At 63.3% G+C, this 16,516-nt stretch carries 15 protein-coding genes; 10 read left to right on the top strand and 5 right to left on the bottom strand.

Translation table 11 applies throughout. The features are described from left to right. Window positions 1-46: 46 nt before the first annotated feature. The gene (locus tag J1C48_RS09245; RefSeq protein WP_207257550.1) at window positions 47-967 is read right to left on the bottom strand and encodes a pseudouridine-5'-phosphate glycosidase; all 921 of its coding nucleotides are present in this window, start codon (window positions 965-967) and stop codon (window positions 47-49) included. An 8-nt stretch (window positions 968-975) separates the two neighbouring features. Further along, window positions 976-1,935: a carbohydrate kinase family protein gene (locus tag J1C48_RS09240; RefSeq protein WP_207257549.1), complete on the bottom strand. Its 960-nt coding sequence runs from the start codon at window positions 1,933-1,935 to the stop codon at window positions 976-978. Between the two features lie 153 nt (window positions 1,936-2,088). Here J1C48_RS09240 and recA point away from each other — a divergent pair, with 153 nt between their 5' ends. Together recA and alaS are read left to right on the top strand one after the other, a co-directional pair. Then, window positions 2,089-3,162 carry a recombinase RecA gene (gene recA, locus J1C48_RS09235; protein WP_207257548.1) on the top strand — a complete coding sequence of 358 codons (1,074 nt, stop codon included), beginning with the start codon at window positions 2,089-2,091 and terminating at the stop codon, window positions 3,160-3,162. 235 nt (window positions 3,163-3,397) lie between these two features. Beyond that, a complete protein-coding gene (gene alaS, locus J1C48_RS09230; protein WP_207257547.1) occupies window positions 3,398-6,061 on the top strand; it encodes an alanine--tRNA ligase in 2,664 nt (887 codons plus the stop codon). Between the two features lie 220 nt (window positions 6,062-6,281). Here alaS and J1C48_RS09225 read toward each other — a convergent pair whose 3' ends face one another. Next, window positions 6,282-7,499, bottom strand: coding sequence for an NADP-dependent isocitrate dehydrogenase (locus J1C48_RS09225; RefSeq protein ID WP_207257546.1), 1,218 nt, complete (start codon window positions 7,497-7,499; stop codon window positions 6,282-6,284). Between the two features lie 498 nt (window positions 7,500-7,997). Here J1C48_RS09225 and J1C48_RS09220 point away from each other — a divergent pair, with 498 nt between their 5' ends. From J1C48_RS09220 to J1C48_RS09190, 7 genes are all read left to right on the top strand, one after another. Then, window positions 7,998-8,804, top strand: a complete 807-nt coding sequence (locus J1C48_RS09220) for an RNA methyltransferase (protein WP_231081663.1) — start codon at window positions 7,998-8,000, stop codon at window positions 8,802-8,804. Beyond that, on the top strand, window positions 8,804-9,625 hold the full coding sequence (gene murI / locus J1C48_RS09215) for a glutamate racemase (RefSeq protein ID WP_207257544.1): 822 nt from the start codon (window positions 8,804-8,806) through the stop codon (window positions 9,623-9,625). Before J1C48_RS09220 ends, murI begins: the two co-directional genes overlap by 1 nt. A 341-nt stretch (window positions 9,626-9,966) precedes the next feature. Further along, window positions 9,967-10,125 carry a YqaE/Pmp3 family membrane protein gene (locus J1C48_RS09210; RefSeq protein ID WP_207257543.1) on the top strand — a complete coding sequence of 53 codons (159 nt, stop codon included), beginning with the start codon at window positions 9,967-9,969 and terminating at the stop codon, window positions 10,123-10,125. A 228-nt stretch (window positions 10,126-10,353) separates the two neighbouring features. Then, a complete protein-coding gene (gene rpsD / locus J1C48_RS09205; RefSeq protein ID WP_207257542.1) occupies window positions 10,354-10,971 on the top strand; it encodes a 30S ribosomal protein S4 in 618 nt (205 codons plus the stop codon). Window positions 10,972-11,174: 203 nt separating this feature from the next. Continuing rightward, a complete protein-coding gene (locus J1C48_RS09200) occupies window positions 11,175-11,381 on the top strand; it encodes a hypothetical protein (RefSeq protein ID WP_207257541.1) in 207 nt (68 codons plus the stop codon). A 330-nt stretch (window positions 11,382-11,711) separates the two neighbouring features. After that, complete coding sequence (gene ttcA / locus J1C48_RS09195; RefSeq protein WP_207257540.1) at window positions 11,712-12,614, top strand: tRNA 2-thiocytidine(32) synthetase TtcA; 903 nt, start codon at window positions 11,712-11,714, stop codon at window positions 12,612-12,614. Beyond that, entirely contained in the window at window positions 12,611-13,441 is an 831-nt protein-coding gene (locus J1C48_RS09190; protein ID WP_207257539.1) for an inositol monophosphatase family protein, read from the top strand. Before ttcA ends, J1C48_RS09190 begins: the two co-directional genes overlap by 4 nt. Before the next feature lie 88 nt (window positions 13,442-13,529). Here J1C48_RS09190 and J1C48_RS09185 read toward each other — a convergent pair whose 3' ends face one another. Further along, window positions 13,530-14,810, bottom strand: coding sequence for a multidrug effflux MFS transporter (locus J1C48_RS09185; protein WP_207257538.1), 1,281 nt, complete (start codon window positions 14,808-14,810; stop codon window positions 13,530-13,532). 396 nt (window positions 14,811-15,206) lie between these two features. After that, a complete protein-coding gene (grxD, locus tag J1C48_RS09180; protein WP_207257537.1) occupies window positions 15,207-15,554 on the bottom strand; it encodes a Grx4 family monothiol glutaredoxin in 348 nt (115 codons plus the stop codon). Between the two features lie 583 nt (window positions 15,555-16,137). Here grxD and J1C48_RS09175 point away from each other — a divergent pair. Further along, the gene (locus tag J1C48_RS09175; RefSeq protein WP_207257536.1) at window positions 16,138-16,374 is read left to right on the top strand and encodes a hypothetical protein; all 237 of its coding nucleotides are present in this window, start codon (window positions 16,138-16,140) and stop codon (window positions 16,372-16,374) included. Window positions 16,375-16,516: the final 142 nt, after the last annotated feature.

Below are 16,516 nucleotides of genomic sequence, written 5' to 3'. Positions count from 1 at the left end.
CATTCGCGATCATGCCGGCGTCATCGATCGGGTGACGCCGCGCCGATCAGCCGGTGGCTTTGAGCGCAACGGCGATCGCACCGGCAAGCCGGGCATTGGCCTTGATCAGAGCGATATTGGTGTCGAGCGAGCGCCCGTCGCTGAGTTCGACGATCCGGCCGAGCAGATAGGGCGTCACCGCCTTGCCGGTGACGCCCGCCGCCGCCGCATCGGCCAGGGCGCGGTCGATCCAGCCCTCGATCGTTCCGCGATCAATCGCCTGATCGTCGGCTAGCGGATTGGCGATCAGCATGCCGCCGGCAATGCCGAGCGCCTCGCGCGTCTTTTGAAACCGTGCGATTGCGCTGGCCGTATCGAGCCGCAAAGGCGTTGCGAAGCCCGATTCTCGAGCCCAGAAGGCCGGCAGGTCGTCGCTGCCATAGCTGACGACGGGAACGCCTTTGGTTTCCAGATATTCCAGCGTCCGGCCAATATCGAGGATCGCCTTGGCGCCCGCCGAAACGACAATGACGTTGGTCCGCGCGAGCTCCTCCAGATCGGCGGAAATATCGAGGCTGGTCTCGCCGCCGCGATGCACCCCGCCGATGCCGCCGGTGGCAAAGACGCCGATCCCGGCCGCCCGGGCGGCGATCATCGTCGCGGCGACGGTCGTCGAGCCGGTCTTGCCGAAGGCGATCGCATAAGCGAGGTCGGCCCGCGACAGCTTCATCACGCCCTCGGCCTTCGCCAGGGACGCGAGCTCGCCATCGTCGATGCCAATCTTCAAGGTCCCGTCGATGACGGCGATCGTGGCCGGCTCGGCGCCGCTCGCGCGGACCTCAGCCTCCACCGCCTGGGCTGTTTTCAGATTGGCCGGATAGGGCATGCCATGGGTGACGATCGTCGACTCGAGGGCGACCAGGGGTCTGCCCGCCGCCATCGCCGCTTCGACATGCGGCGAGAAGCACAGGCTGAGATCAAGGGACATGGCGGGGCTCAAAGATTTGTTTCAGACTCAGGAAGTTCGGCAAGCATTCGGTCGATTGCGGCATCGAAATCGGCGGGTGGAAACACCGGCGCGGACACTCGCACCGCGGCGGCGGCAAGTCCCAGGCGGGCGCAGGCGACGAAGTCGGCGGTGTGAATCGCGCTTGCCAATGCCACGGCGGCGAGCGTGTCGCCGGCACCGGTGACGTCCGTCGGCGTGACCTCTAACGGTTGTTGGAAGGTCAGGCGACCATGATCGATGACCGCGGCCGCGCGAGGGCCATCGGAGATGACGGCGCGTTTGGCGCCGAGTCGGGCAACCGCCGCGGCAATGGTCGCAAAGTCCGCGTCCGGATCCACATCGGCAAGGGCTGCCGCTTCGGCGCGGGAGAGGAAGATTGCCGCTAAAGACGGCAGCACGGCGAGCAGCCGCCGCACCTTCCAGGGCGACACGCCGATTGCCGCAACCGGTCGGCTGCCGGCAGCCGAAACCGCGGCCGCGATCGTCTCGGCTGGCAGGTTGGCATCGACTAACAGGGCGTCGGCCGTTTCCAACGCATCGCGCAGGTGCCGGCGTTGCAGCAGCCGCGGGCCCAGGCGATCATACAGTGCCATGTCGGCGATGCCGGCGACGAGTTCGCCGGTCTCGTCGAGGATCGCCGTATAGGTCGGCGTCGCGCGATCGAGAAAGGTGACGCTGAGATCGGTGAGATCCAACGCCTCGATCGCGGCGGCGACGCGCTCGCCATCATCGCCGCCGCCGCGCGCGCTGACGAAGCACACGGTGCAGCCGAGCGCCCTCAACGCAATCGCGGCATTGAACGCCGCGCCGCCGGGCGACTCCACCATCACGCCCGGATTGGAGGCCGCCGGCCGGAACGGCACCATCGCCTTGGCGCGTCGGTCGAGATGCGCGGCGCCGAGCAAAAACAGCGACGGCCGCTGTTTTGAATTAGAAAAAATCTTCATCGCATTTTAACGATCGACCTCGCCGTATGGCGATTCGCAAATGAGAACAAAAGAGGATTTTCGACTTGCCAATAGAGAACAAACCGCGTACATATGGGTGAGGATTTCGCATGTTGCACCCCTTACCGGCGCGTGAAATAAGGTCTCGTCACCATGGCACAAAATGCTCTCCGTCTCGTCGAGGATAATTCGTTGGACAAGAACAAAGCTCTCGATGCGGCTCTGTCGCAGATCGAGCGGGCCTTCGGCAAGGGCTCGATCATGCGGCTGGGACAGAACGAGAAGATCGTGGAGATCGAGACGGTATCGACCGGTTCGCTCGGTCTCGACATCGCGCTCGGCGTCGGTGGTCTTCCCAAGGGGCGCATCGTCGAGATCTATGGCCCGGAAAGCTCCGGCAAGACGACCATGGCGCTGCACACGGTTGCCGAAGCCCAGAAGAAGGGCGGCATCTGCGCCTTCGTCGACGCGGAACATGCGCTCGATCCGGTCTATGCCCGCAAGCTCGGCGTTGACCTCGAAAACCTTCTGATCTCGCAGCCGGACACGGGCGAACAGGCGTTGGAAATCGCGGACACGCTGGTCCGCTCCGGGGCGATCGACGTTCTGGTGGTCGACTCGGTCGCCGCGCTGACGCCGCGCGCCGAGATCGAGGGCGAGATGGGCGATTCTTTGCCGGGCATGCAGGCACGATTGATGAGCCAGGCGCTGCGCAAGCTCACCGGCTCGATTTCGCGCTCGAAATGTATGGTCATCTTCATCAATCAGATCCGCATGAAGATCGGCGTGATGTTCGGCTCGCCGGAAACGACGACGGGCGGTAATGCCTTGAAGTTCTACGCCTCGGTGCGTCTCGACATCCGCCGCATCGGCTCGATCAAGGATCGCGAGGAAGTCACCGGCAACCAGACCAGGGTGAAGGTCGTCAAGAACAAGCTTGCGCCGCCGTTCAAGCAGGTCGAGTTCGACATCATGTATGGCGAGGGCGTGTCCAAGACCGGCGAGTTGGTCGATCTCGGTGTGAAGTCCGGCATCGTCGAAAAGTCGGGGGCGTGGTTCTCCTATAACAGCCAGCGGCTTGGTCAGGGCCGGGAGAACGCCAAGGGCTTCTTGCGGAACAACCCGGAAATTGCCAACGAGATCGAGACGGCGATCCGTCAAAATGCCGGTCTCATTGCCGAGCAGCTTCTCAATGACGGTGGCGACGAGGATGCCGGCGAGGATTGATCGATCCGAAGGAGGGATCCGGCGGCGTCGTGACGCGGCGCCGGTTTGCCGGCCTCGGATGATCTCGTCTTGCTGAGGATGCTGGTTTTAAAGAGCGACGATTGCATGGTCGCTCTTCGCGCATGAGCCGTGGACACGACTTGTCGGCCTTTGTAAAAGGCCGTCTGTTTTGCCGGTTCCGCTCGATCGAGGTCGAACCGGCGGTGTTCCGCAATGTCTCGCGAAGGTCCCGCACATGAGTGGCAGTGGCGTCAACGAAATCCGTTCGGCTTTTCTCGCCTATTTCGAGAAGAACGGACATGAGCGCGTTGCCTCTTCGCCGCTGGTGCCGCGGAACGACCCGACCTTGATGTTCACCAATGCCGGGATGGTTCAGTTCAAGAACGTCTTCACCGGCCTTGAAAAGCGCCCCTACACCCGCGCCACGACGGCCCAGAAGGTCGTGCGGGCCGGCGGCAAGCACAACGATCTCGACAATGTCGGCTATACGGCGCGTCACCACACCTTCTTCGAAATGCTGGGGAATTTCTCCTTCGGCGACTATTTCAAGGAGCGGGCGATCGAGCTTGCCTGGAACCTGTCGACCAAGGAATTCGGGCTGCCGAAGGACCGCTTGCTTGTAACCGTCTTTTCCGAGGATGAGGAGGCGGCGAGCTTGTGGAAGAAGATCGCCGGGCTGTCCGACGATCGGATCATCAAGATCGCGACCTCGGACAATTTCTGGACGATGGGCGAGACCGGCCCCTGCGGCCCCTGTTCGGAGATCTTCTTCGATCAGGGTGAAAGCGTTGCCGGGGGTCCTCCGGGAAGCCCCGACGAGGACGGCGACCGGTTCTTGGAATTTTGGAATCTGGTCTTCATGCAGTTCGACCAGGTCGATGCCGACACCCGGCTCGATTTGCCGCGGCCGTCGATCGACACCGGCATGGGGCTCGAGCGCATGGCGGCGATCCTGCAGGGCGTGCATTCGAACTACGAGACCGATCTCTTTCGCACCCTGATCGGTGCGGTCGAGAGCGCGATCGGATCTGCGGCGGTCGGCGACAAGGTCGCCAGCCACCGGGTGATCGCCGATCATCTGCGTTCGACGGCCTTTCTGATCGCCGACGGCGTGCTGCCGTCGAATGAAGGCCGCGGCTATGTGTTGCGCCGGATCATGCGCCGGGCGATGCGTCACGCTCGCATGCTGGGTGCCCGTGAGCCGGTCCTTTATCGCTTGGTCTCGACGCTGACGGCCGAGATGGGCCGGGCCTATCCGGAGCTTGTGCGCGCCGAGGCGCTGATCGGCGAGACGTTGAAGCTTGAAGAAAAGCGCTTCCTGCAGACGCTTGATCGTGGACTGACGCTGTTGTCGGAAGCGACGGAAGGGATGTCGGCCGGCGAGCGCCTCTCCGGTGAGACGGCCTTCAAGCTCTATGACACCTACGGTTTTCCGCTGGATCTGACCCAGGATGCGCTGCGCCAGCGCGGCATCGAGGTCGATCTCGAGACGTTCAACACCGCGATGCAGCGCCAGAAGGCCGAAGCCCGCGCCAATTGGACCGGATCGGGCGAAGCGGCGGACGAGAGCGTCTGGTTCGCCATTCGCGATCGTGTCGGGGCGACCGAGTTCCTCGGCTATGACACCGAGCGGGCGGAGGCGGCCGTCGTCGCGCTGGTCAAGGATGGGGTGGAGATCGAGGCTGCCGGCGAGGGCAGCGAAATTTCTGTTATCGTCAACCAGACGCCGTTTTACGGCGAGTCCGGCGGCCAGCTTGGCGATACCGGCATGATGCGGGGTGAGGGCGCGGAGCTTGCCGTGTCCGATACCCGCAAATTCGCCGGGGGGCTGTTCGTTCATCGGGCCCGTGTGTTGCGTGGCAAGGTGAGCGTCGGCATGGCGCTGGACCTTGACGTTGATCATCGCCGTCGCAGCCAGATCCGGGCGAACCATTCGGCGACCCATCTTCTGCACGAGGCACTGCGCGAGGTGCTCGGCACCCACGTGGCGCAGAAGGGCTCGATGGTGTCGCCGGATCGGTTACGCTTCGACTTTTCCCATCCCAAGCCGATCGCGGCGGGCGAACTCGCCCAGATCGAGCGTCTCGCCAATGGGATCATCTTGCAGAATGCGCCGGTCGAGACCCGGCTGATGGCGGTGGACGATGCGATTGCGTCGGGCGCGATGGCGTTGTTCGGCGAGAAATACGGCGACGAAGTCCGGGTCGTTTCAATGGGCGTCGCTCAGGAAGGCGACAAGGCCGGCAAGGCCTATTCGGTCGAGCTGTGCGGTGGCACCCATGTGCGCGCCACCGGCGAGATCGGGCTCGTCCATGTCGTCTCCGAGGGCGGCGTGGCGGCGGGCGTGCGCCGCGTCGAGGCGTTGACGGGCGAGGCGGCGCGCCATCACCTCATGGAGCAGGATCAGCGCGTGCGCCGCATGGCCGCGGCGCTGAAGGTTGCGCAAAGCGAGGTGGCGGATCGTCTGGACGCGGTTGTCGAAGAACGGCGGCGGCTGGAGCGCGAACTGACCGAGGCCAAGAAGAAGCTGGCGCTGGTCGGCGACGGCGCGTCGGGCGACGCCCCGGTCAAGGAGGTCGCGGGGACGACCTTTGTCGGCCGGGTGCTTGACGGCGTTTCGGCCAAGGATCTCAAAGGCCTTGCCGACGAGACCAAGGCGCAGATCGGCTCGGGCGTGGTCGCCTTCGTGGCGGTGGCGGAGGGCAAGGCCTCGGTCGTCGTCGCGGTGACGGCGGATCTCACCGATCGCTTCGACGCGGTCGCTCTGGTGCGCGCGGCGAGCGCGGCGATCGGCGGGAAGGGCGGCGGTGGCCGGCCCGACATGGCGCAGGCCGGCGGCCCGGACGGCGACAAGGCGGCCGATGCGATTGCCGCTGTCGAGACGGCGATGGCCGGCTGAACCCTGCGGGCGGCGGCGCGATAGGTCGCACGCGGTGCTCGAGCGTTGCCATTTTGCTTTGGCAAGGTCTGTCGTTGACGTTGGCTGTGTCGGCGGGATGCTTGGCCTTTGATCGGTGCTGCCGCGATGGCTTTCAGCGGCTCGCAAAAATTGCGCCCAAACAAGAACGGCGCAGGAAACTCCCGCGCCGTTCTTGTTTGGGTTGTGCCAAATTCAAGGATCAGGACGCAGCCATCGCCTTCTGGAGGTTCTCGTCGATCTTGTCGAGAAAGCCGGTGGTCGACAGCCACGGCTGATCCGGGCCGATCAAAAGCGCGAGATCCTTGGTCATAAAGCCGCTCTCGACGGTCGAGATGCAGACCTTTTCGAGCTTGCCGGCGAATTCGGCGAGATCCTGATTGTCGTCGAGCTTGGCGCGGTGCGACAGGCCTCGGGTCCAGGCGAAGATCGAGGCGATCGAGTTGGTCGAGGTCTGCTCGCCCTTCTGATGCTGGCGATAGTGGCGGGTGACCGTGCCGTGCGCAGCCTCGGCCTCGACGGTCTCGCCGTCCGGCGTCATCAGCACCGAGGTCATCAGGCCGAGCGAGCCGAAGCCCTGGGCGACCGTGTCGGACTGGACGTCGCCATCGTAATTCTTACAGGCCCAGACATAGCCGCCCGACCATTTCAGATTCGAGGCCACCATGTCGTCGATCAGACGATGCTCGTAGGTGATGCCCTTTTCCTTGAACTTCGCGGCGAACTCGCTCTCGTAGACCTCCTGGAAGATGTCCTTGAAGCGGCCATCATAGACCTTGAGGATGGTGTTTTTGGTCGACAGATACACCGGATAGCCGCGCTGCAGGCCGTAATTCATCGACGCGCGGGCGAAATCCTTGATCGATTCGTCGAGGTTATACATCGCCATGGCGACGCCCGACGACGGGGCGTCAAAGACCTCGTGCTCGATTTCCTGGCCGTCTTCACCGACAAACTTGATCGTCAGCTTGCCTTTGCCGGGGAACTTGAAATCGGTGGCGCGGTACTGATCGCCGAAGGCGTGACGGCCGACGATGACGGGTTTGGTCCAGCCCGGAACGAGGCGCGGCACGTTTTTGCAGATGATCGGCTCGCGGAAGATCACGCCGCCGAGAATGTTGCGGATCGTGCCGTTTGGCGAGCGCCACATCTTCTTCAGGCTGAATTCCTCGACGCGGGCCTCGTCCGGGGTGATGGTGGCGCATTTCACACCGACGCCGTGGCGCTTGATGGCCTTGGCGGCATCGACCGTGACCTGGTCCTCGGTCTCGTCACGATGCTCGACACCGAGGTCGTAATATTCAAGGTCGATGTCGAGATAGGGATGGATCAGCTTGTCCTTGATGAACTGCCAGATGATCCGGGTCATCTCGTCGCCGTCGAGTTCCACGACCGGGTTTGCGACCTTGATCTTCGCCATGGGGGCCTTCCTTGAAATTCAGAGGTCCAAGCGCGAACGGTGCCCGTGCGTCGAACCGATGGGTGAGTGTGTGTCGGCCCTATAACACCCAGCGTGACAGACGCAAAGCGACCGGCGCCACGGCACCGATCGGCCATCGCCGCCTTGTCGCGCCGAAGGCCAAAGCGTCCTGAGCGCGGCCTATCTCAGCGTCGTGTCGGATGCGCGGTGCTGCGAACTGGCCGGGCGCATGCGCGACCATTGGTTGTTCCTTCCTGCGCACAGGCCGGCCGGGCGCGGCGTGGCCCGTCTATGCGGGCGTGGATCGCCCGACCATCTGATCGGGCGATCCACCGGGCCGTGGCCGAGCCGGCTTGGCGGATCGCCGCGGAAGCGTTATCCAGCCGACTAAACGCGCCCCGTTGCCACGATCGATGGCGGGGCGATCGATGCGGCACCACGATTGTCTCCTGGCGATTGTCTTCTGCCGCCTTGTCCGTTGCAAGGAGGAGTGGAGTCGTGAGCGAAGCCTTGGGCGAGGAACGCGCGCCGGGCGCCGGGCCGGCCATCGTTCTGGTCGAGCCGCAGTTGGGCGAAAATATCGGCATGGTGGCCCGGGCCATGGCGAATTTCAGTCTGACCGATCTGCGTCTCGTCAAGCCGCGCGACGGCTGGCCAAGCGAAAAGGCGCGCGCGGCGGCCTCGCGGGCCGATCACGTGATTGATGCGGTGCGCTTGTTCGACACGGTGGAAGCGGCAACGGCCGACCTCAATTTCGTGCTGGCGACAACGGCGCGGCCGCGCGACAGTTTCAAGCCGGTGCGGGGGCCGGAAGAGGCGTCGCTCGATTTACGTCGCCGAGTGGCGGAAGGACAGGGCACCGGGATCCTGTTCGGGCGCGAACGCTGGGGCCTCAACAATCACGAGGTCGGGCTCGCCGACGAGATCGTGACCTTTCCGGTCGATCCGAATTTCGCCTCGCTCAACATCGCCCAGGCGGTGCTGTTGATGAGCTATGCGTGGCAGGTGGCCGGCAAGGACGGCGATCTCAGCCCGCGCTTTTCGGCCAAGGCGCCGCCGTCGGCCGCAAAAGAGGATCTGTTCCGTCTCTTCGACCATCTGGAAGCCTCGCTCGAACGGGCCGGCTATTTCTTCCCCGAGCCGAAGCGTGAGGTGCTGACTCAAAATCTGCGCACCATGCTGACCAAGGCGAATTTTTCCGAGCCCGAAGTGCGCACATTGCGCGGTGTCATCAAAGCCTTTGATCACGAAGCCGGGCGGCTGGCCGGCGGCTCGCCGAACGCAGCTCGGGACGGCGAAGAGTGATGGATGAGCGAAGCGAAAAGCCGCTCTTGATCTTCGACAGCGGAATCGGTGGGCTGACGGTTTTGCGCGAGGCGCGGGTGCTGCTGCCGGACCGGCGGTTCGTCTATGTCGCCGACGATGCCGGTTTTCCTTATGGAGACTGGGACGAGCCGCCGCTGCGCGAACGGCTGGTCTCGCTGTTTGGCGCCCTGATCGCCGCGCATGACCCGATCGCCTGTGTGATCGCGTGCAACACCGCGTCGACACTGGCCCTCGACGCGCTGCGCACGGCATATCCGGCGATGACCTTCGTCGGCACGGTTCCTGCCATTAAGCCGGCGGCCGAACGCACCCGCTCCGGTCTGGTTTCAGTTCTGGCCACACCCGGCACCGTCAAGCGGCAATATACCCGCGATCTCATCGACCAATGGGCGACGAAATGCGAGGTGCGGCTGGTCGGAAGCGTCACACTCGCCGCGCTCGCCGAGCGCTACATGCGCCACGGCTTTGTCGATGAGGCGGCCGTCAGGGCCGAGATCATGCCGTGTTTCGTCGAGGCCGACGGTCGGCGGACGGATATTGTGGTGCTCGCCTGCACGCACTATCCCTTCGTCGTCAATCGCATGCGCAAGATGGCGCCGTGGCCGGTGGATTGGCTCGACACCTCCGAGGCGATCGCGCGCCGAGCCCTGGCGATCGTGCCCAGGATTTCCGAAGAGGCGGCGATTGAGCGGCATGACGACGTCGCCGTCTTTACGTCCGGCATCGCCGATCCCGTCACCCGCAGGCTGCTGCAGGGATTTGGTCTGACGTTCGCTGCCGGTTCAGTCGCCGCGAAATGAAAGATCCGAGATGATGACGGTTCTGCCGTCGACCTGTTCGATGACCTGCATGGTGAAACCGCCGCGGCTGCGATTGCGGATCACCATGCGCGCGGTCCGTGCCGTGGGCTGGCTTGGCCCATTTGACTTCAGGTCCAGCGTGTCGCCGCGCCGTTTGTCTTCAAACCTTCAAACGCCGCCGGGCCGCTTGTCGATCCGAGATAGGTGCCGCGTAAAGCCGCTGCGCGGATCAAGGGTCAAACGGGCGGCATTGTCGCGGCTGAGGACGATCAACGACTGCGGAACAGACAATCTCGCGTAGCGTTAAGGTTTAAAGCTTTGTCAGTGGAGTCCCATCGCCCATGGATCTCGTTCGTATCATCCTCGCCATCATCCTGCCGCCGCTCGGCGTCTTCATGCAGGTCGGCCTCGGTAAGCATTTCTGGATCAACATCCTGTTGACCCTGCTCGGCTATATTCCCGGCATCATTCACGCGGTCTGGGTGATTGCGAAATACTAAGATCGACGCCGTTTCCGGCACAGGGCCGGTTGACAGCGTCAAACTGTCATATTAACACCCCGACAACCGGCTGGAGCGTCGCTTCGGCCGGTTTTTAACGTGTCCCGTGAACGGCGTCGGTTTGTGCCCACGCTGTTCTGTCAGTCCGAAATGGACAGAGGAGGGCGCGTTTCCTGGACCGGCCCGCGGGCAACCGTGGGCCTTTGAATTTTGCCAAAGGGAAATGCGATGACCAAGCGCACATCCGCCAAGTATAAAATCGATCGCCGCATGGGCGAGAACATCTGGGGGCGTCCGAAGTCCCCGGTGAATCGCCGCCAATACGGTCCCGGCCAGCATGGCCAGCGCCGCAAGGGCAAGACGAGCGATTTCGGCCTGCAGCTGCGCGCCAAGCAGAAGCTGAAGGGCTATTATGGCGACATCCGTGAGAAGCAGTTCCGTAAGATCTACGAAGAGGCCGCGCGCCGCAAGGGCGACACCTCGGAGAACCTGATCGGTCTGCTCGAGAGCCGTCTCGACGCCGTCGTCTACCGCGCCAAGTTTGTGGCGACGGTGTTTGCGGCACGCCAGTTCATCAATCACGGCCACGTCAATGTGAACGGTCGCCGGACGAACATTCAGTCCTACGTCTGCAAGCCGGGCGATGTGATCGAGGTCCGCGAGAAGTCCAAGCAGAACGTCGCGGTGATCGAGGCGACCCAGCTCGCCGAACGCGACGTGCCGGACTATATCGACGCCGATCACAACAAGATGGTCGCGACCTACACCCGCATTCCGGGCCTGCATGACGTGCCCTACGCGGTACAGATGGAACCGAACCTGGTGGTCGAGTTCTATTCGCGCTGATCGTTTCGATCATGCGCCAGCGTTTCAAAGGGCCGCCTCCGGGCGGCCTTTTTCGTTTCCCGGGTTGGTCTCGCCCTCGTCACTGCGCGAATTTGATGTAGTCTCAACCGGTGCGTTTGGTGGGCGGTCGAGGGGCTCGAGATGTGACGACGAGTGGTTCCAGCCGTCCGCGCCCGCCCTTGACCGAGGCGGCAAAGGAGCAGGTGAAGCTGCGCGCCAACTGGCTGAACGGTCTGTCGGTCGCGACCTTCGCCGTGGGAACGCTTGCGTCGACCTCGCGCGCGCTGTTTGAGCCGCGTCTCCAAACGAGTGATGTCTTGACGTCGAGTTCGGTTGCTCTGATTTGTCTTTTCATCGCTTGGCGCATACATTTGCTCGCGTATAACGCGCTGAAATCACTCGACCCATGACGATCTATCAGATCCTTGTTTTGTCGATCATTCCGCTGGGTGCATTGTCACTGGCGGCGGCTGCCAGGTGGCACGATAAACGCCACCCGCTTGCACGCCAGCCTGCGGCATCCTTACGGACGGGACAGGGTCGCTCGGCGAAGGATCTAGATTAGAGCGCCCTGCGTCCGATCGGACGCAGAAAGGTCGCTCTCACCCTTTGAATCGACGCATCGTGCTTTGCCGAAAATCGATTCCGATTGTCTCGCCGATGCGGTAGCCGCGCCGCCAAACCCTTTCGCTTTCGCACTCGAGCCGATAAACGAGCCTCGTAAGCTTGCGAGGTGAACCATGCTCGACAGGGCAGAGGCGAGAGCCGTAACCGATGATGGCCGAGGCGATGACCCCATCGCGGAGGTGGCGGGCGAAGGTGCCCATCCGCTGTTTCGCGACACGCCGTCGAGCGTCGGCTTCAAGAAGCTCCGCAAGCGTCTCCTGCGCGAGATGCGCGAAACGATCGAACGGTTCGCCATGGTCCGCCCGGGCGCGCGGTGGTTGGTGGCGATTTCCGGTGGCAAGGATTCCTACGCCCTGTTGGCGCTGCTGCATGATCTGAAGTGGCGGGGGCTGCTGCCGGTGGATCTCTTGGCCTGCAATCTCGACCAGGGCCAGCCGAATTTTCCCAAGCACATTCTGCCGGAATGGCTGTCGGCGAACGGCATGGCCCATCGGATCGAATATCAGGACACCTATTCGGTCGTCACCGACAAGTTGCCTGAGGGCGCGACCTATTGCTCGCTGTGCTCACGCCTGCGCCGCGGCCATCTCTATCGAATCGCGCGGGAGGAGGGGTGCGAGGCGCTGGTGCTCGGGCATCACCGGGACGACTGCCTCGAAACCTTCTTCATGAATCTCTTGCATGGCGGCCGGCTGTCGGCGATGCCCGCCAAGCTCGTCAATGACGAGGGCGATCTCTTCGTGCTGCGGCCGCTCATCCATTCCGCCGAAAGCGATCTGGAACGGTTCGCCCAGGCGATGCAATTTCCGATCATCCCCTGCGATCTCTGCGGCAGCCAGGACGGCCTGCAGCGCAATCTCACCAAAGCAATGCTCGACGACATCGAAAGCCGCTATCCCGGACGCAAGACCGTCATGATGCGCGCGCTATCGAATGTTCGGCCCGGTCATCTCGTCGATCCGAGTGTCTTCGACTTTACCGGCCTGTCACTCAACACCGAAGGAACTGACACTTGACCTCGACTATCGATATCGCCCGCCTGGCCGATCTTCTGCGCGAGGCGGCGCGTGGGGAGATCATGCCGCGCTTTCGCAATCTCTCGGAAGCCGACATCCGCGAAAAGACCTCGGCGACCGATCTGGTGACAGAAGCCGACGAAGCGGCGGAGCGCTTCATCGCCCGCGAGTGCCGGAGCATCTTGCCGGATGCGCTGTTCGTCGGCGAGGAGTCGGTTGCCGCCGATCCCGCGCTGCTTGATCGTTTGAACGACGCGGACCTTGCGATCATCGTCGATCCGGTCGATGGCACGGCCAATTTTGCTGCCGGCGTGCCGCTGTTTGCGGTGATGATGGCGATCGTTCGTGGTGGTGAAACGGTGGCCGGCCTGATCTACGATCCACTCGGGGACGACTTCATGCTCGCCGAGAAGGGTGCGGGGGCCCGGCGGCGGACGGCGACGGGCGTCGAGACCGCGCTGAAGACGGCGGCCTTTCGCCCGATGAGCGAGGCGGTTGGCTGCATCAGCTACACCTATTTCCCGGATGCGCTGAAGACGGCCGTGCTGCCGCGTCTCGCCGGGGTGAAGATCACCGCCAATTACCGCTGCGCCGGCCACGAATACCGCCTACTCGCCTCGGGGGGCGCGGATTGCGCCGTTTATGCCAAGCTGATGCCCTGGGACCATCTGCCGGGCACCCTGATTGTCGCCGAAGCCGGCGGCTGCGTGCGCAAGGCTGACGGCACGCCTTACACGCCTCGCGATCGCGAGGGCATCCTGATTGCAGCGTCGAGCGAAGACAGCTGGCAGGCGGCGAAAGAGGCGTTGTTCCCGGATCGCGCCTGAGACGCCACTTTCGGCTCAGTCAAACGAAAGCGGCGGCGAGCTGAGAGGCTCGCCGCCGCTTTATTCGATCTTCGATCGCCGCCGATCCTTACTCTGCGGCGCTTTGTTCGGCCTGCTGCTGCGGCGACAGCGTCACGTCGTCATATTTCGGATCGAACAGCCGGCCTTCGGCGAGGTAGACGCACAAGGTCGAAATCGTTGACAGCAAGATGAAGCCGACGAGCAGCGGGATTACCGTGCCGTTGTAGAAATAGCCGATGATCGCGCCGAAGATGCCACCGCCGAAGGTCTGCATGAAGCCGAGAACCGCCGAGGCGGTGCCCGCGACATGGCCGAGCGGGTCCATGGCGAGGGCGTTGAAGTTCGTGCCGATGAAGCCGAAGATGCAGAAATTCAGCGTCATGATCGGAATGAAGAACCAGATCGGCGCTTGACCGCCGCAGGCCCAGGCGACCGCAAGATGCAGCACCGCGATGGCGGTGAAGGCGATCAGCGCGCCATGCGACAGGCGGCGCATCCCGAAGGTTTCGACCAGCCGCGAATTCATGAAGGAGGCCAGCGCCATGCAGATCGCCGTCGCCGAAAAGGCGAGGGTGAAGTAGGGGCCGAGCTGGTACACTTGGGTATAGAGCTGCTCGGCCTGATTGATGAAGCCGAAGAGCACGCCGAAGATCATTGCGGTGGCGATCGTATAGCCGAAGGCGATGCGATTGGTGAGGACGATACGGAAGGCTTCGGCGATCCGCTTGCCGGTCAGCTCCCGGCGGTTTTCCGGGGCTAGGGTTTCCGGCAGGCGGATGGCCGTCCACAGGGCGACGGCGGCGCCGAAGAGCGCGACGACGATGAAGATCTCGCGCCAGGTTCCGAACAGCATGATGCCCTGGCCGATATTCGGAGCGATCACCGGGATCGCCATGAACACCATCATCACCAAGGACATCACGCTGGCCATGCGCCGGCCGCCGAAGCAGTCCCGGACAACCGACACCGCGATCACGCGGGTCGCCGCCGCACCGATGCCCTGGATCGCGCGCAGCGCGAGAAGCATGGCGAAGGAGGTCGAGACCGTCGCCCAGCCGACCGCGAGGACGTAGACGGCGATGCCGAACAGCAGCACGCGGCGCCGGCCGAAGCGATCGGAGACGGGGCCGTAGACGATCTGACCGCCCCCGAAACCGAGAAGATAAGCAGTGATGACGAGCTGGCGTTGGTTGGCATCCGTTACACCGAGAGCGGATCCGATGTCCTGAAGCGCCGGGATGAAAATATCGATGGCCGCAGCATTCATCGCCATCAGGCAAGCGACCAAGGTCACCAGTTCCCAATAGGGCAGGCCGTGGGTATCGTTTTTCTGTGCTGGCTGAGCCATGCGGATCCTCTACAGCATCGGCCCGAAAATCGGAATCGATTTTCGGCAAGCACGATGCGTCAATTCAAAGGCTTAGAGCGACCGTTCTGCGTCCGATAGGACGCAGGGCGCTCTAGGCAATGCGAAGCGCCAAGCCTTCGCCGCAGCCAGAGCCGCTGTCGAATTGGCCAAGACGAATGGGGGCGGGGCCTCCCGGATCAACGCGGGAATCGGCCGACCGTAAGCACGATTAGCAAATAGCGCACGGATCTTAGACTGCCATCGCCGATCCCGCATGGCAGCAATTCGATCGTGTGATGCCGTAACGATAAAAAGGGCAGGAGCGTAGCTCAGCGCCTGCCCTTTGTCGAAGCGATCGCCCGCGGCCGGCCGCAGACGTTTATGGCCGCCGATAAATTAGCCGTTGGCGGCGGCGGTCTCGCTCGTCGCCACGCCGTTTTCGGCGAAAAAGCCCTTCAACTCGCTGGCTTGGAACATCTCACGAATGATGTCGCAGCCGCCGACGAACTCGCCCTTGACGTAGAGCTGCGGGATCGTCGGCCACGCGGAATAGTCCTTGATACCCTGGCGCAGGTCGTCGGACGTCAAGACATTGACGCCCTTATACTCGACGCCGAGATAGTCGAGGATCTGCACGACCTGGCCGGAGAAGCCGCATTGCGGAAAAGAGGGCGTGCCCTTCATGAAGAGGACGACGTCGTTCGACTTCACCTCGTTGTCGATCCAGTCGTTGATACCGCTCATAGCTCGGTCCTTTTCGTTTGTCGTCGTCAAGTCGCCGCTGGCGCCTCGTCGCGAAAGTGCGGAAACGCTCGAATACCCGGGTCGTCTGATCCACATCCGCCGTCGTGCCAGCGGCGATCCGGCGACGGCAGGAGCAGATGTTCGATCTGCCGGTAGATAGCATTCCTGCATCGGGAATTGAAGGATCGCCGGCGTGACGGCGTGTGTCGGCCGCCACGGGGCTGCTCGCATCAATTGATGGCATCTGACGCCAGGGTCCCGGCGGCGCTCGCAGGTCACGGCGCGTTGGCGGTCTGCAGCGCGTTCAAAAAGGACGGCGAGGCTCCAGGTATGGAGAAGCGGCTTCAAGTCAGCCGCCGTGTCAAAATAGCCGCTCTCGCTCCAGGACTGGATGTTCGACCAGAAGGTCGCGACCGCAGAAAGGCTCTGCAAATAATGCTTCAGATCGAGAGGGCTCATCACCGCCAAAGCGGCGATAGTCGACGTCGCCAGGACGACGAACAGAGCCGGCAGGATCCGCCGCGCCCGCCGCTCCCAGAATCCGAGCAGGCTGAACCGTCCGGCGTCGAGCTCGCCGATCAGGATGGTGGTGATCAGATCGCCGCTGATGACGAAAAAAAACGTCGACCCCGACGAAACCACCTGCAAAGCCGCCGACGCCTGCATGAAAGAGGACGACGGGCACAACCGCCATCGCGCGCAGGCCATCAATTTCGGGACGGTATTGCGTGAAGCCTGGGAGTGGGGCCGGGCTGAGTCCGCTGCATCGACGCCGCGCTGGTTCGAAATGGCGGCGCGGCGAGCGCGGATCAAAGCCTGACTGCAGAGATTTGACGATGGAAGCGGCGATGGACGGGCCGGAGACGGCCCATGGAGGTTCACAAACGCCGACGATACGGCAAAATCAAGGACAGCCCGCACTCGCCAAGCATGGCGTGCTCCGACAACGGGTTATGAGACTG

The organism is Jiella flava, from assembly GCF_017349315.1.
GTDB classification, from domain to species: Bacteria; Pseudomonadota; Alphaproteobacteria; order Rhizobiales; family Rhizobiaceae; genus Jiella; species Jiella flava.
The sequence above is the reverse complement of the archived record's forward strand: the minus strand, read 5'-3'. Positions and strand labels throughout refer to the sequence as shown.

Bases quoted from the DNA above. Each gene is read 5' to 3' on its own strand.
- J1C48_RS09245 (WP_207257550.1), bottom strand. From the start codon at position 967: ATGTCCCTTGATCTCAGCCTGTGCTTCTCGCCGCATGTCGAAGCGGCG.
- J1C48_RS09240 (WP_207257549.1), bottom strand. From the start codon at position 1,935: ATGAAGATTTTTTCTAATTCAAAACAGCGGCCGTCGCTGTTTTTGCTC.
- recA (WP_207257548.1), top strand. From the start codon at position 2,089: ATGGCACAAAATGCTCTCCGTCTCGTCGAGGATAATTCGTTGGACAAG.
- alaS (WP_207257547.1), top strand. From the start codon at position 3,398: ATGAGTGGCAGTGGCGTCAACGAAATCCGTTCGGCTTTTCTCGCCTAT.
- J1C48_RS09225 (WP_207257546.1), bottom strand. From the start codon at position 7,499: ATGGCGAAGATCAAGGTCGCAAACCCGGTCGTGGAACTCGACGGCGAC.
- murI (WP_207257544.1), top strand. From the start codon at position 8,804: ATGGATGAGCGAAGCGAAAAGCCGCTCTTGATCTTCGACAGCGGAATC.
- J1C48_RS09210 (WP_207257543.1), top strand. From the start codon at position 9,967: ATGGATCTCGTTCGTATCATCCTCGCCATCATCCTGCCGCCGCTCGGC.
- rpsD (WP_207257542.1), top strand. From the start codon at position 10,354: ATGACCAAGCGCACATCCGCCAAGTATAAAATCGATCGCCGCATGGGC.
- ttcA (WP_207257540.1), top strand. From the start codon at position 11,712: ATGCTCGACAGGGCAGAGGCGAGAGCCGTAACCGATGATGGCCGAGGC.
- J1C48_RS09185 (WP_207257538.1), bottom strand. From the start codon at position 14,810: ATGGCTCAGCCAGCACAGAAAAACGATACCCACGGCCTGCCCTATTGG.
- grxD (WP_207257537.1), bottom strand. From the start codon at position 15,554: ATGAGCGGTATCAACGACTGGATCGACAACGAGGTGAAGTCGAACGAC.
- J1C48_RS09175 (WP_207257536.1), top strand. From the start codon at position 16,138: ATGGTGGTGATCAGATCGCCGCTGATGACGAAAAAAAACGTCGACCCC.